We start from the raw sequence: 14,706 nt of genomic DNA on the forward strand, positions 1-14,706 counted from the left end.
CTATTGTAGCACACTGCTTGGGCGCGGTATAATACGAAATATGTCACGACAGATTCTCAGTACACTCATCGGCAAAACCGTCAAACAAGCTGCCCGACTACGCGGCGGCGGCTCGGCACTCCCGGGGTTAGTTATCGAAAAGATTGATCCAGGTTTTATCGCTCGTACCCTGGCGCAAGTACCGCGCGGCGTGGTGGTTATCAGCGGCACGAATGGTAAGACCACTACTACTAAAATCGTTGTTGAACTGCTCGAGGCGGCCGGCCTCAAGGTTTTTACCAATCGCACGGGCAGTAATTTCTCGCGCGGCGTAGCGGCAGCGCTGCTCGGCGAGGTCGATATGCGCGGGCGGCTGGATGCCGACATCGCGGTGCTGGAGCTTGACGAGGCCTGGGCGGTCAAGTTTGTTCAATTAGTGCCGCCGCGCTACAGCCTGCTGCTCAACGTCATGCGCGATCAGCTGGATCGGTTTGGCGAGATCGACACGGCAGCTGGTTTCTTGGCAAAAATCGCCCAGGCAACCACTGATACCGTGGTGCTCAACCGCGACGACCCGCGCATCTACCGCCTACACCAACAGACGGCGGCCAGCGTAGCGTTTTTTGGTACGACCGACCAGCTGCTCGAACTGATGCCGACCGACGATGCGCTCAAGACCGGCCAAGCTCAGGCAAATCAGGCGGCCCCAGCCGACGTGCTGCTCGCTGACATTGATAAGCAAACGGCAACCTTTCAGATTGATGGGGCCAAGCATGCAGTGCGGATGCGGCTGAATGGCGTATATAATTTATTGAATGCAGCAGCGGCGCTGAGTTTGGTCCGACAAATTACGGGAGAGAAAGCCGAGCTGACGACGTTACTGGGCGCCCTGTCGGACGTAGCGCCAGCATTTGGTCGAGGCGAGACTATCGTGATTGACGGCACACCAATCGAGCTAATTCTCGTGAAAAATCCGAGTGGCTTTCGGCTTAGCCTGCTGTCATTTGCCGACGGGACGGCCGATACGATGATCGCCATCAATGATAATTACGCTGACGGACGCGACGTTAGTTGGCTGTGGGACGTGGATGTCTCACGCCTCGAGCAGGTGGCGGTAGTCAGCGGCGTGCGCGCTCATGATATGGCGCTACGGCTGGAGTATGACGACATTACGCCAGAAATCATCGAGCCGGATTTAGCGGCGGCGCTGGAGAAATTGCTAGCCCATCATCCACGCCAGCCAAAGCACATTTACTGTACCTACACGGCGATGATGCGGCTGCGCAAATTATTATCAATCAAAACCGATGTGGAGGCCATCCGATGACGATCACGATTATTCAATTGTATCCGCGCGATATGAATCTCTATGGCGACTGGGGCAATACGCTGGCGCTGAAAAAGCGGCTGGAGTGGCGCGGCTTTACGGTGCGCATTATTGATCATAATCCGGGCGATGCAACTGATTTTACGACGGGAGATATTTTCATCGGCGGTGGCGGCCAGGATGCCGGGCAAGAACTTATCCAGGACGATTTGCTGGCACGAGCAGATGAGCTACGGCGCTTAGCGGAGAGCGGCGTGCCGATGTTGATGATCTGTGGTATGTATCAATTGTTTGGCCGAGCGTTCACCACACACGAGGGACGCGTGATTCGCGGTGCGGGGATTTTGCCACTAGAGACATACGCCAAGGCAGAGCGCCTGATCGGTAACATCACGCTCGAGAGCGAGGAGTTTGGGCAGATCGTTGGCTATGAAAATCATAGCGGCCAGACGCTGCTCGATGACGGAATGTCGCCGCTCGGGCGCGTGGTGCGGGGCGCTGGTAATGATGAGACTGGCCAAATTGAGGGAGCACGGCTACATAATATCGTGGCGACGTACCTGCACGGGCCAATCTTGCCAAAGAATCCACGGCTCGCCGATTTTTTGATCACCGCGGCACTCACGCGAAAAGGTTATACCGATAAGCTCAGCGCGCTACCCATCGACCGCACCGCAGAGCATGCCCAGCGAGTGGCGATGGAGCGAGGGCGATAAGCCAACCAGATTAGGTTCACATGCAACCTTCTGCGACAAAAATGCCCCCGGAGCGGAGCTCCGAGGGCGTGTGTTCGAACAAGATGAGTGTGGTCGGCTACGTCCCCTACCCCTTGAATGAGTCCTCGTTCCTCATCCAGCCGACCCTGCCGGAGCTGCAGCGGTTGGCTGAGGTGATGGGGTCGCTGCCGACGGACGCACCAGCTGGTGTCTCAGCGATGATCGAGGTAGCGGAACAGCTGCCGACGAACGCATCGGCTAACGCTGCCCTGATGATCGAGGAGGTGGCTCAGCTGGCGCCTCATGAGGCGGAGCGTGATGCTGTGCGCGTACCGAATGATGTTGCTGTGACGTCCAAGCCGGTAATAGCTGCTATGGATGAATATCCTTGCTGCGTCAAGTCTGGGCAGCGGGACGGCACCTCGGATTCCCGTCGGGTGCGGCGCCGGCTTTCGTCTGAGGCCATTGCCCAGGTGGTGAAACGCTACCGTGCTGGAGCGACGGCAGCGGAGCTTGGTGCTGAACATGGTGTGTCAAAGAACGGCATGCTCAAGCTGCTGCGTGAGCAAGGGGTGCAGATTCGCGGCAAGTCCCTGCCGACCGCGGTCGTCACCCAAGCCATGCACTTGCACGAGCGTGGCGCGTCGATGCGTCAGGTGTCGGAGCAGCTGGGCGTCTCGCGCACCGCGCTCAGGCGGAACTTCCGGGAGATGGGGGCTGGGGTGTGACGGTAGTCACGATGAGGGGTGATTGTGGATGGTTCCTCCTTGAGCTAAATCTCGCTTGAAGTACCTACGGTCGCCGGCAACTGGCTCAGCCAGCTGATGTCAATTGACTGCTGGAGTAACCACAACAATCCTCAGTCCACGTTTGACTAGGAGGTTTACCAACCGGCCATCACTAAATTCGAACCTTCTGGTGTGACCCAACGACTGGCCGAGTACCATGCGTGCATGGGATTACTAGATTTCTTTGGGAGAAAGATCCAACACCAACGTGAGTTGGAGCAGCTGTACGACCTTGGCTGTGTTGAGAGTGGACGCTCTCCGGGAGGATACTGGCGTGACTCGACCTTGAACCGCATGAGCTATGTTTCGATTGGGCGACGAGTAGTTGAAAAAGAACAGGCAAGGGTTGAGCGGGAAACAAAAGATCGAGAGTCGCGACGACCCAAGAAGACGGAACAACAGATTCGTGCTTTGTTGGGCCAACTTGCTGCTGATAATTTTTTCGGCCCCAAGTATCGTCAAGGTAAGCAGGGGCCTCGAGGAAAAGAGGAGCGCATGTATAACGGTCTTCGGGTTCGCACAAAGAGTGGGTATAGCGTTAGCACTGACAGCTATACCACTGACGTCATTATCATTGACCCAGAGGATAAAACCGGCAAGTGGCATTTTGTGGTTGACGAGTACGGCGAGATTCTCGTGAACGAATGGCATTCGAATAGATAGCTAGATACTGTATACTAGAAATGCTATGCCATGCTATTACATGAGGCAAAAGATTAGCCGGATACGCGAGGAACATGTCCTTTCAGGAGTTTTTCACAGGACGCTTATTGCAAGACTTGCTCGTCTTGAAGTGAGTGACCATTATCTTGTTTGCAATAATTGCAAGCATGATCTGCTTGTTCAGCACATCTTGGATAATCTTGTACCTGATTTAGAATGGCAAGAGTGTCCCTCTCTCAAAGATGAAATGATGTACTCATTGAAGCAGGTCTCGGACTCCCTACAGGAAAACTCAACTTGAACCTTGAGGCTTATTCACAGCTATCCTTAAGTATGCTTTGAATAGGGGTACTCTGGTTTACGCGTCGCCCATGAATGAGCCTCATGGCTTCTCCCCAAAATCACGCTACGTGAGAGAGAATCTACAAGTTTTTGCCGCGGCCCGATGCCTCGTCATACAAATAGCAAAGCAGACTCACGGCAAACAATGCACCCGTTATCGCATTGGCCTGCGTAAATTGCTGAGCACTGACCGTATGGACAGTTGCATGCCGATTAAATAGAGCTGGGATAGGGTCACCGCTCCCCGGGTAGAACTTTTGAAACGCCTGAAACATGGGGGACAGCGCCAGCCACTCCCTAACAAGAAAGTCGTCATACACAGAGAGAGCGTCCTCCATGGTGGAGTAACTAGTATATTTCTTCCGCTCCTCCTTTCCTAATATTTCAATCGTCAGAGCTTCCACCATCGACGCCGCCAACGCTTGCGCTGGCGCGTAATAGCCCTGATCAATAGACGAGATCATCTCCAAGGCATACGCCGCTTGGTCGCGACGCTCAGGAACCTCCGACACCTCACGCAGCTTGTGGCAGCAAGCGACACGTACCTCTGCCCACTTCGAAACAAGCAGTTTACGGCGGCTATCAGCATCATCAGCCCTCAGCAGTCCTCCGGCAACCTCCTCGTCTGGCACTCCATACAACGCAATCCCATCACAAAAGATAACCTGCTGTATTTCCGAGAAGGTAAAATCCTTCAGTCTGCACAGGTTTTCGGGAAGCTGCGCCCCCGTCAAACCCTGCCAATCCAAACCTTCAAAAACTCTCAGCCAAACGCTCTGTCGCCCAACAAACTGTCGCGTAATTTCTGAGATATCGGGCAGAACTGGCAGAAGGGCGTTCTGAATCAATTTAGCAAACTTGCTGGATTGATCCCTAAGTACATTCTGCATAGCTTCCAAGGCGCCGGCTTGCATCTTAAAGACTCCAGGATCAAAAGATTGCAAGCCTTTTTCCGCAATCCCCTTGAGAGCTTGCGAAAGCTCATCAGAAGGCAAGTTCTTGGCGACGATAGAAGACGGTAATTCAACTGGCGCGTACACGTTCTTAGCCGGTTCAGAGTCCACAATCCTGCGGGCCATATCAGCATACGGCAAGCTTGGCACTTCAGTTTTCTCCGGATCGGTTCCGGATGACGACTTTTTGGGGCAGGACTCGGTATCCACAAGATAAGGGTAGTGCGCAACACGTAATTTCACTAAACAGAACCCGTGCGGATTGTCACGAGCATCAGTGATGTGGGCCGTCGAGCTACCCTTCCATTATTAGCCCCCGCACCAGCTCCCCGGCATCCACGTCGAGGCCGCTGGCGATCTTCAGGATGTTGTGGAGGCTGAGGTTGCGCTGCCCACGCTCGACTTGCCCGATGTAGGTCCAATGCAGTCCTGCTCGTTCGGCCAAGCCTTCCTGGCTGAGCCCCTTCGCCTCCCGGGTGGCACGAACGCGGTCGCCAAAGGCCCCGGTCACGGGTGACAGGGGCGGCTTCCGCGCAGGATTGGACACCTGTCAATCCCAGTCGCCCAAAGACGGAGTATCCAGAGACGATAAGTCCTGTGACGATGTATCCTGTTAGGACGACCGACGGAAAGGAGACCGCCATGGGTGGCGACTGACCGGCCGCATCATGGCCTCGTGGCGTGATGACAAGAGTCCCAACGAGACAGTGAGGGAGGTGACAGCTCATGGGTGGCGAGGGATGATCCAGTAAACCTACACAACGCGTAGATGACGATGCCTGTCAGGCTGCTCGGGCTTGGTGGGCATCGTCCTGCGTTGCACCAGATGATCGCTCCCGTTGCTTCTTCAGCGGCAGGTGCTCGCTCTTCAGCTGCCAGACAAAGGTGATGCCTGCTCGCGGTAGCACCCAGCCGTCATAGCTAAAGCTGTATGACTGTGCGCCGGCCACCTCGGGAGCTTTCGCGATGCGTGCTCGCTGCGTGCTTGATACATGGTCCACCAGCAGCATCTGGGCGATCTCGGTATCACGGTAGTCCATTTCCAGCGAGAACCCGCGAACCGGCCGGTCAATGTCGAAGTACACCATGTGGCCGTCCCGCCGTAGTCGTGACCGGTACGTGAACGACATGACCACGGGCTGCTGAGCGGTGACGATATCCTCACCAATGTCAACCGTGTAAATCTGACTGTGTGTATCGGCGGTGCGTTCAATTGAGACCGGGCTACCATTCACGCTGAACTCAACCAGGGCGAAGCTCGCTTCGTCGGTCACGTCCAGACCAGTGCCGGATGGCTTGAACCACACACTCGTCTCCCCACGCTCAGCCACCATCTGGTCATATCGCTGCCGGTCTGAGACCACAGCAAACTTCCGGAACCGGTGCTTGGGCACGACGGTGTATTCCCAGCGGACCAGTAAGTCAAAGAAAGGGTTAGGAGCTACGCTCCTAACCCTAGGTATACCTAGGGTCGCGTCGACTCGCGCGTCATACCAGCGCTCCTCGGCCGTGATCGCCTGGTGCTTAATGTCCCCATAGACTTCCCGCCCGAAGGCCGTATCGCCAAAACGCATGCCCAAACTGTTGACCGCCAGCTCGTCCAACAGCCGGGGCGTGGCAATCCGCCTGAGATCCTGCGTGTCGAAGCGAAACCCCTCAATCACCGCATCCCGCATCGCCGGCGCCTCATCGTGAATGATCTGGCGGAACTGGCGAGCGGTGGCAGCTTCCTGATCTTTGCGGAAGGAGTATTCAAACAACGTACCGAGGAGCCCGGCACCAAACAGCGTGCCGCCTAGCTCGCCCAGTGGCAGTGCGTGCAGCCACGACCAGTCGCCGAGATTGAGGCCAGAAAGCCAGCCATTCAGCATGATGAGCAGCACACCAGCTAGTGTCAGCGCTGTCGCGAGAAACGCCGCTTTGGTCTTGCGGAGACGAGCGTGAAGCGATGGCTTGTTGTCGGGATTTGGGTGGGGCATTGCTGGTTATGATTATATACCAGAATGAAGTGCCCGCATAGGCTTTATGCTATTGCCCAAGGTGGCTATTTCGCGGTAAAATAGATACAAGGAGGATATTATATGGACGAAATATTGGCGAAGATTAATACATTGACAGAGCAGATAGACAAACGCTTTGAAGCTATGGACAAGCGCCTGAACGATCTCGAGAAAGGCCAGGCCGCTATCCGCAAAGACATCAAGAACAGCGACGACATCTTCCAGCTGTTTGAACTGAAGACCGATCATAATTTCAAGAAAGTCATGGCCACCCAAAGTGACCTCAAGGCTGAACTGGCTTCGCTGCGCACCCGCTTATTCCTCGAGGAAGACTCTCGCGAGCACGCCGACACAGTTGGCTGGGACACTCAGGACAAGAAATGGCGAGCGCTGGACAAGCGGCTGCATGTGGTTGAGGCTCATCTGGGGCTTGAGTCGGCGGCTTAGGGGCGTGATATCAGCGCGTAGCATGAATGATGAACAAGCACTCAAGCTCTACCGCCTCATCAAAGATGATATGGATGCCCTTGAGAAGCGTATGAACAATCGGTTTGACGCAGTCGAGCAACAGATTGATGATGTACGCGGGCATATTGATCATCTATATGGCGAACAACAGGCGCGTGAAATTGAAGAGAGCGCCATTGGTCATCAACTTGGTCTCCATGAAGAATGGATTGAACAGGCAGCACCCAAGGTGGGTGTAGCGTATCGGCGAGCAGCGTAGGTAGGTAGGAGGTTCGAGCCTTGGGGTCAAGTGGTGGCAGTGGCAGAAAACATTCAATGCCACGATCGCCAGCCTCAGAGCCGGAATCGAACACTGCATCGCCCAACTCAAAAACTGGAAAATCCTCAAAACCGGCTACCGAGGACCACTCCACGAACTTCCCAACATCATCCAAACGATCACAAAACTAGAACTCTACAGACTCAGCTGGTAACCCTCGTGAATAACCCCCTAAAGAGTTCAGACGGCGGATCGTTTTGAAGGTTATTGGGAAGTCTCGCATGATTAGTGACGTAGCGAAGTCTTACGGTCTGGCCACGCAAACCCTGGGAAACTTGGTGCGTCAGGTCATTGCTGGTCTCGCTTCGGTTCCGCGTTATCTCGGGAGGATCAGTTATCGCGTCGCGCTGGTGAAGTGAACCTGTTGGTGAAGTCTTTGGCTGTAAGTCCGAACGAGGCGAGTAACTGCCCGACGCCAGCCGCGTCGCGGAAGGTGTCGTTCGCAGCAAGAGCAATCGCATAGTTATGCATGGCGCTGCGGAGGGAGTCTAGCTTCTCCTTGGTGACGACACGACAGCCGATCGGGACGGCAGCCTTCTTGTCGAATACCGCGTTAGCGTGCACCAGCACTGGCGTCGCAGCGGTCTTCGTGCCGTACAGCTGCCGGAACCAGTCCATCGCGTTGGAGAGTTGCTCGGCGTGTTTCTTGTAGACCGGGTTCGACTCCTTTACTTGGTTCTTAGCTTCGATGATGTGGAAGGACCTATCAGTCAGTGCCCACAGGTTGTCTGGTCCACGGCCGGTGTCCCGCTCGGGACGCTGGCCGTTGAAGCCGATATGATCCGCCAAGTTGTGCCATGCCTGTTCGAAAGCTTCGGCGCGCACATTCCACGAAAGGTCCTCCAACAGCGCATTGACACCGAGCCGCAACTCGTTGCCGGAGGTGTAGCGTTGTTGAAGGCTGGCTGATGCCGATGCGCCTTGCTCCAGCGTCGGTGCCGACAGCTTTTCGTACTCGACGCCTTCCATAGGGCGCAGGACACTGCGATTCTTCCGGTTCGCCGACTTCTGGGTCTGCTGAGCCTGAACAGGGTTGATGTGATGCTCGTAGGCAGCGTACTGCTGCAGCACGTAGCCTTCCTCAGCCGAGCCGTCCGCGGCTTCGACTGCCCGCCGCATCGCTTTCAGCGCAGCGTTGAAATCGCCAGCGACAGCATGTCCGAAGGCTTCGCGGCTGACCACCGATAGCTTACTGACGTTGGCCTGCTCGTATCGCAGCGGCGCAAGGGTGGTACGGCTGATCTCTAACCATTTTGGATCACGGTTGAGACACTGGAGGGCAGCCTCCTTCAGCGCATCCAGGCCTGTACCTTCCAGCTGCGCTGCGATCTTTTCGGACAGCTCGAGCTGAGCGCGGGTGGCGGGGGAAAAGCAGTCGCGAGCTCCGTTCCCGTGCAGGCGCTCAGCCAGCCGGTTGCCGAGCAGGAAGATGACACAGTGGTCGTCGTTGGAGCGTGTCGCACGGCCCATCCCTTGTTCAAGCCGCTGCACCTGTCGCGCCACCAGTAGGCCGGAGCCTGCCAGTTGCGACTGGTCGACTCGTTCTGTTCCTGACATGGCCTCAGGAAGACCGTCGACCACGAGAACGTGACAGGCGTCGCCGGGGAGATCTACGCCGTCGTACCGATTAATGAGAACGGCCAGACCCAGGTCGGGGTTCTGACGCAGTTGGTCGATGCCCCGCGTCAACGTGTCCTTGGTTAGGACAGACTTGGCGTAGGGCCGCCAGTACTCCGCTCTACGCGTGCTCGGTACGATTACGACGATGTTGCGCGTGGCGGCAAGGTCGACGATGAGGTCCCGGATTTCATCGTCGGTTGCTGTGGGGTGTGTCTGCTGTGGGACGAGGATCAGACGATCACCGATATCGCCGGCATTGGCCGGCGTTATCGGATCTGCCACGGCTTTCGGGTCGGCACCTAGGTGCCTTACCAAGATGCCGTCGTCGGCGAGCGTTGCCGTCAAATAGATGCGGCGCTCGGCCTGGCTGAACCCGGTAACGATGTCGGAAGGCAGGCACGGCGCTTCGATCTCAAGTGCGTCGGAGGTAAACACCGCGCGGGAGATTGGCAGTGCATCAGCGATGAGCGGCCACGAGAACTGATAGTCGTCTTCGGTCGTCAGGGGCTGCAGGGTGGTGATGACCTCGCGCTGCTTCTCGGCCCAAGACCAATAGGGGACCTGTTGAACACCGCTGCTCGACTTTGCCTTGAGCGCAACGAATCCGGCTGGCGACTGATCTTCGAGCGTTGACTCAAACAGCGCTAGGAGCTTGTCGTAGGCGTCATGCTCGCTCGGGATAGCGAGCCGGAAGGCCTGCTCAGCCTTGTTTAGGCAAGCGTGGGCGTCATCAATGATGACAGTGTTAGGACAGCGAACTGAGGGCAATCGCCCAACGTTCCCGCCGACGCCGAAGACAGACTTTCCGTTGAACAGTTTCTGGAAGGTGTCAACCAAGATGGCTGACCCTTGGGAGTAGGCGAAGGTTTTGGGGTCGTTAACCACGCAGATACCAAGTTTGTTGGCCTCGGCGATGACTTGGTCTACGAGGTATTTATCGGGGACCAGATAGGCGACGGGACCGTTACCTTCGGCGAGTGAACTCTTGGCGATGAGCAGACCGACGACAGTTTTACCCCCACCGGTGTTGAGTTTGACCACCACGTCTCGCTGTGACCGCCGAGCGAACCACTTCTCTAGGACCTGATCCTGTGGGCCCCGGAGGAAATTCATTCCGGGCGGTTTGGTAGGAAGCGCGTTGAAGATGTCGCGCGGGTCGATGAGTTTATCGGCAGTACGCGGCTGCTTCAACGCTCCGAAGTCGATGGCCATAGTCAGATGATATCCCACCTCAATGATCTTTGGGAGCCCCTACAACGGCGCAGGAGCTTTGGGTGTAGGTCAACGAGTCGAACTCGCATTTGTGGGGTCTATTCTGGGCTGGCGTCCGGCGCCGAGGGGTATGTGGTGGAGTTCGGGATTAGACGTGATGAACAACTCGAAGTTGATCGAGTGGAACGCCTTGGTGTCAAGTGGTGGAAGCAACAAGTAGGCGTTCGTATGCTTCGCGTCGGGGTTGGGCCATCCCAGGGCTGTTCTGGGGCGTCCACCCAAGTTCTTCGGCGATGGCGCCTGTGGTAGGGCTGGTGTGTGGTGATCTGGGTGCCTTTGGGGCAGGATGCTCACAGATTCAGTCCGTTGGTGTTCTCGTTGGTTCCCCGTTCCCATGGAGAACGAGGATGAGCGAAGTACACCTTCATGTCGGTTGCCAGGGTAAGTGCGGCATGACGGGCCATCTCCGCAACCGTGATCCCAGGTCAAGGAACCCCGCATCACATCTGGGATGGTGTCGGTTGTGATCGATCAACACATCACACAAACCCTCGGAGTTCTTCCCTAATGGCAGAGCCAGGATCGTCACGAACCGGGTGGTGCGTTCTACCAGGGTCGCTGCCGCTGAGGTGCCATGGGCCCCGATGATCAGGTCACCCTCCCAGTGCCCTGGGACCCTACGATCAGCCACATCCTCGGGGCGGTCATCAATGCTGACCATCCCCACGATCGGATGGGTGCGTTGCCTTACTGGGTGACGCGGCCGGCGTCTGGTGCGTCTGGAGCACAGGCATGACGCCTGTGACGGGCCAGTTCTCCTTTCGGGAGGGCATAGAACCCTGGTGTAGACGGCCTCGTGGGACACCAACTACTCCCTTCAGCGCTCGGGGAGCCCTTGCACGGTTCAAGACTGCCATCACAAGCCTCCGCCCGGAGTCTCCCGACGATTTGGCGGGGTGTCCTGGAACGCTTCAAATCCGCCAGCACTCGGGCCTTGAGGACCGGATCGGCATCGATCTTGCGGACCTTCGGTCTGGTCCGGCGTTTCAGGCGTGTTTCGCATCAGCTGCCACACGGGCTGATACCCACACTTCCCACCGTTGCGGCGTATCTCCCGAGATACCACAGAGACCGATCCACACGATCCGGTCCGCGGTCCGCCGCAGCGAGCAACCTTCCTACCAACCCTCTTAGCGATAGCCGCCCGGTCCCGTAACCGTGCAGCATACGCCGCACCAACAACCCCCTCCCTGACAAGCACTGTTACTACGACCCTATGACCTGACTTGGCTCATTTAGTGTTGTTCCTGTGTGTTGTGGATGGCGTTGAGCCAGGTTTGGGTGTTGTTGGGGATGGGGTCTTCAGCGGTGACGATGGTGTCGCCGGCTTGGATGTCGATGGTTCGGTAGCGGCGTAGTGTTTTGACCAGGGTCTTCAAGCTGACTTTGGTGGTGGCCTCCAACCAGCGAGCGACGGCGAGGGCGGCGAACACGATGGTGAGGTGGGCCTCGATCGAGTCCTTCAAGTGGTGGTAGATCGGGCGGGCTTTCAGATCGGATTTGCTCATCCGGAACGACTTCTCGATCTGCCACAACTGGTGGTAGGCGCCGATCACGTACTCCGGCCTCGGGTCAGCCAGGTTCGTGATGTATCCCTTCCAGCCAGCCAGCGCTTTGGCTTCCAAGTCCCGGTTCACCGATTTCTGTGCGCCGGTGAGGGTGATGAACCGGTTCCGTTTCACCGGGATCTTCCCCGCGACCACGCGTTCGGCCTTGCTGACCTGCTCGCTGATACCGCGCAACGTCCGGCGTGCACGGTCGGCCCGGTACTGGTAGTAGATCGTCTCTGTCACCGCTGCCCCGGCCGGGCCCCTCGACCAGGGTTGAGTCAGGATCAGCCCGTCAGGGGGCTGCTGGCCGGAATGAGTCTTCAGCCACTCCCGCACGATGTAGGGGACCTCGGGAATCTTCTGACCCACGATGAACCGCAACCCCGCCCCGGACAACGCCCGCAGGTTCCCATCAGACAACATGCCCGCATCAGCCACCACCGTTATCTCCGGCAGGGCGTGAGCGGCCTGGAACGCCTGGAGCGACGGGATGATCGTGGTCGTCTCCGCACGGTTACCCTCGAACGCCTCCACCATCAACGGGAACCCCCGCGCGTCGGTCAACAACCCGATGGTGATCTGGGGTTCCAAGCGGCGTTGTTTGCTGTATCCGGGTTCCCGGAACCCGTCCCCAGCATCAGTCTCAAAGTAGAGCGTGCTCACGTCGTACAACACCAAGGTGGCAGGCCCCAACCCCACATGCGCTGCGCACGCGGACGCTATCTGCTGCCGCCACGCCGGCTCGGCATACACGGCGAGCCGACGCTTCACCGTCGCGTAGCCGCAAGGCCGAACCCCGATCTCTTCGAGCACCCGCAGGGTCTCCAATTTGCTGGCCGGCTCGATCAACCGGCCCAGCACCAACTGCTTGAAGACCTCGTCACCGCCACTGGCGGTATCGAACCCGAGCCGTTCAAACCCGACCGACAAAGCATTCCACAAGTGCCCCGCCCGCGACCGCCGGATCGGTAGCGCCCGCCGTCGTGGCCGCCCGTCCCCGAAATCGAACTCGTCCTGGCCAGCAGCGATCATGCGTTGCCGCGCCACCGCTTTCAACACCTCAACATCCTCCGGCGTGTGCGCCGACCCGATGTGATCCATCGACCGCGATCCACGAGACGACGACCACACCACCTGAACCGCTGTCGCCCCCGACGCGGTCTTCACCGTCCTCACATACGGACTCACCCCAACAGGCTAAAACACCCCCGATTAGTGCACACCACACCAACCAAAACCCCTAGCCAACACCCCCTCCAACCCCAAAACACCAAACATGAGCCAAGTCAGGAACAACCCCCTCCCTGACAAGCACTGTTGCTACGACCCTATGACACCACCAACCACAGTCAACACCATCGCAGGAATCATCTTCGGGATTCTGTGAGGCTTATTCACAGCCATCCTCAAGTGCGCTCTGACTAGGGATTTCGCTGGTCGACGCGTCGCCTGTGAATAAGCCTCTGTGAATAAGCATCGTGGTAGAAAAAGACTTGGAGATGGCTGTTAAATAGGTTCAAAAAATTACTTATTGATGTAGCGATCTGGCATAAGATCCAATACTTCTATAGGAATAAAGGGATTGCGGACCACGCGAAGTGTCTGTTCAATGTAAGCCATATGATTTATCAGGCCGGGGATAATAGGGGAAAACTTGGCCATTTCGTCAGAAGAGCTTATCCAGCAGAAATCCTCAAGTTCATCGTTCAGTTGGATTTTATCTGAAAGCGCATTGACGCAAAAATGTGCAGCCGCACGTTTCCCCAAGGACGAGTAGCTGTCGACGTAGAAAGCACTATCAAATTCTAACCCAACTTCTTCGGCCAATTCACGAGCTAGCGCCTGTGTGAGCGTTTCGCAAGCAAATTTACCATTACTATTTTCGTAAAATTGAACGCGCCCACCAGGAAACGCCCAGAAACCGGCAAGAGGATCCTCATTATCGGCCCTAGTCCGTCGCACTAAAAGATATTTTCCTTGGTAATGAACTGTGCCCGTTACGGTGATTCCTTTTGCTTCGTTATTCATGTGTATCCTTAAGGAGAACTGAAATTGCTTTCCATAGAATAATATTATCACAGTTAGCTCGGTTTTCCAATAGGGCTCGGGATTGCAGTTCTCGAGTAAGAGCATTTTTGCCTCTAGAGATCCGCATCCCGTAACCATTAGATGAAATTACATTCCAGCCACGTGAACATATTTCAGATAGGCTTGGATTTCTCATACGCTCAGGCTTTTTCTCTATTGCTACCTCGCCCTGTGAAGGTATTACGGGAGATACCCTAATAACTCTCCGACCGATACGGATATATTCCCAATTATGAATTAGCCGGGTCGCTTCAACGTCGTAGTTGCGGCACTGTGCCGGCTCGTCGATTGATACGGATAGAAGTTCCCCTTCTCGCCAGTCGTCAATTGTATTATCGTCAAACCAATTTGACAGCAAACCCCTTTCGAAATAGGGAGTCTTATACCTCACGCTGGTAGTAGACGGATCAAATGAACCCAAACCGCTCAAACGTTTGAAGACATATTCTCTGATTGCTTTTGATGATTTCGACGACAGAGGGCGCGGCAAAATAATATGGACTATTGACCCCACAGCTATTTGTGGGAGCAAATTTTCAAGCCAACCAACATAGCTTTCCATGTGCCATGGAGGATCTAGAAAGTACTGCCCTTTAGTAGGCTCTTCCAGCTTGATTGAAT

At 56.3% G+C, this 14,706-nt stretch carries 13 protein-coding genes and 1 pseudogene; 8 read left to right on the forward strand and 6 right to left on the reverse strand.

What is annotated here, in order from left to right; genetic code table 11:
• Positions 1-40: 40 nt before the first annotated feature.
• The 4 genes from FBF29_03515 (at position 41) to FBF29_03530 (ending at position 3,473) form a co-directional block, all read left to right on the forward strand.
• Entirely contained in the window at positions 41-1,306 is a 1,266-nt protein-coding gene (locus tag FBF29_03515; protein ID QJU07743.1) for a DUF1727 domain-containing protein, read from the forward strand.
• Complete coding sequence (locus FBF29_03520; protein QJU07744.1) at positions 1,303-2,022, forward strand: glutamine amidotransferase; 720 nt, start codon at positions 1,303-1,305, stop codon at positions 2,020-2,022. Before FBF29_03515 ends, FBF29_03520 begins: the two co-directional genes overlap by 4 nt.
• Before the next feature lie 20 nt (positions 2,023-2,042).
• Positions 2,043-2,750, forward strand: a complete 708-nt coding sequence (locus tag FBF29_03525; GenBank protein ID QJU07745.1) for a hypothetical protein — start codon at positions 2,043-2,045, stop codon at positions 2,748-2,750.
• Positions 2,751-2,975: 225 nt separating this feature from the next.
• Entirely contained in the window at positions 2,976-3,473 is a 498-nt protein-coding gene (locus FBF29_03530; protein ID QJU07746.1) for a hypothetical protein, read from the forward strand.
• Positions 3,474-3,895: 422 nt separating this feature from the next.
• Here the strand turns inward: FBF29_03530 and FBF29_03535 are convergent, their stop codons facing one another.
• From FBF29_03535 to FBF29_03545, 3 genes and pseudogenes are all read right to left on the reverse strand, one after another.
• A complete protein-coding gene (locus FBF29_03535; protein QJU07747.1) occupies positions 3,896-4,978 on the reverse strand; it encodes a hypothetical protein in 1,083 nt (360 codons plus the stop codon).
• An 85-nt stretch (positions 4,979-5,063) separates the two neighbouring features.
• Complete coding sequence (locus tag FBF29_03540) at positions 5,064-5,315, reverse strand: helix-turn-helix transcriptional regulator (protein ID QJU07748.1); 252 nt, start codon at positions 5,313-5,315, stop codon at positions 5,064-5,066.
• A 313-nt stretch (positions 5,316-5,628) separates the two neighbouring features.
• A pseudogene (locus FBF29_03545) lies at positions 5,629-6,747 on the reverse strand (hypothetical protein).
• 102 nt (positions 6,748-6,849) lie between these two features.
• Here FBF29_03545 and FBF29_03550 point away from each other — a divergent pair.
• The 4 genes from FBF29_03550 (at position 6,850) to FBF29_03565 (ending at position 7,914) form a co-directional block, all read left to right on the forward strand.
• Positions 6,850-7,215 (forward strand): hypothetical protein, encoded by a 366-nt coding sequence (locus tag FBF29_03550; protein ID QJU07749.1) that lies wholly within the window; start codon positions 6,850-6,852, stop codon positions 7,213-7,215.
• A gap of 22 nt (positions 7,216-7,237) precedes the next feature.
• Complete coding sequence (locus FBF29_03555; protein QJU07750.1) at positions 7,238-7,495, forward strand: hypothetical protein; 258 nt, start codon at positions 7,238-7,240, stop codon at positions 7,493-7,495.
• A 64-nt stretch (positions 7,496-7,559) separates the two neighbouring features.
• Entirely contained in the window at positions 7,560-7,709 is a 150-nt protein-coding gene (locus FBF29_03560; GenBank protein ID QJU07962.1) for a transposase family protein, read from the forward strand.
• A 37-nt stretch (positions 7,710-7,746) separates the two neighbouring features.
• On the forward strand, positions 7,747-7,914 hold the full coding sequence (locus FBF29_03565) for a hypothetical protein (protein ID QJU07963.1): 168 nt from the start codon (positions 7,747-7,749) through the stop codon (positions 7,912-7,914).
• On the opposite strand, the gene FBF29_03570 is transcribed toward FBF29_03565, so the two are convergent.
• From FBF29_03570 to FBF29_03580, 3 genes are all read right to left on the reverse strand, one after another.
• Positions 7,886-10,387 (reverse strand): DEAD/DEAH box helicase, encoded by a 2,502-nt coding sequence (locus FBF29_03570; GenBank protein QJU07751.1) that lies wholly within the window; start codon positions 10,385-10,387, stop codon positions 7,886-7,888. The genes FBF29_03565 and FBF29_03570 overlap by 29 nt on opposite strands.
• Positions 10,388-11,682: 1,295 nt before the next feature.
• On the reverse strand, positions 11,683-13,098 hold the full coding sequence (locus tag FBF29_03575; protein QJU07752.1) for an IS1634 family transposase: 1,416 nt from the start codon (positions 13,096-13,098) through the stop codon (positions 11,683-11,685).
• 423 nt (positions 13,099-13,521) lie between these two features.
• Positions 13,522-14,163: an NUDIX domain-containing protein gene (locus FBF29_03580; GenBank protein QJU07753.1), complete on the reverse strand. Its 642-nt coding sequence runs from the start codon at positions 14,161-14,163 to the stop codon at positions 13,522-13,524.
• Positions 14,164-14,706 lie beyond the last annotated feature (543 nt).

The sequence above is a fragment of the Candidatus Saccharibacteria bacterium oral taxon 488 genome, from assembly GCA_013099015.1.
In the GTDB taxonomy this organism is placed as follows: Bacteria; Patescibacteriota; Saccharimonadia; order Saccharimonadales; family Saccharimonadaceae; genus Nanosynbacter.

Bases quoted from the DNA above. Each gene is read 5' to 3' on its own strand.
- FBF29_03530 (QJU07746.1), top strand. From the start codon at position 2,976: ATGGGATTACTAGATTTCTTTGGGAGAAAGATCCAACACCAACGTGAG.
- FBF29_03580 (QJU07753.1), bottom strand. From the start codon at position 14,163: ATGGTTACGGGATGCGGATCTCTAGAGGCAAAAATGCTCTTACTCGAG.
- FBF29_03555 (QJU07750.1), top strand. From the start codon at position 7,238: ATGAATGATGAACAAGCACTCAAGCTCTACCGCCTCATCAAAGATGAT.
- FBF29_03570 (QJU07751.1), bottom strand. From the start codon at position 10,387: ATGGCCATCGACTTCGGAGCGTTGAAGCAGCCGCGTACTGCCGATAAA.
- FBF29_03575 (QJU07752.1), bottom strand. From the start codon at position 13,098: ATGGATCACATCGGGTCGGCGCACACGCCGGAGGATGTTGAGGTGTTG.
- FBF29_03520 (QJU07744.1), top strand. From the start codon at position 1,303: ATGACGATCACGATTATTCAATTGTATCCGCGCGATATGAATCTCTAT.
- FBF29_03525 (QJU07745.1), top strand. From the start codon at position 2,043: ATGCAACCTTCTGCGACAAAAATGCCCCCGGAGCGGAGCTCCGAGGGC.
- FBF29_03550 (QJU07749.1), top strand. From the start codon at position 6,850: ATGGACGAAATATTGGCGAAGATTAATACATTGACAGAGCAGATAGAC.
- FBF29_03515 (QJU07743.1), top strand. From the start codon at position 41: ATGTCACGACAGATTCTCAGTACACTCATCGGCAAAACCGTCAAACAA.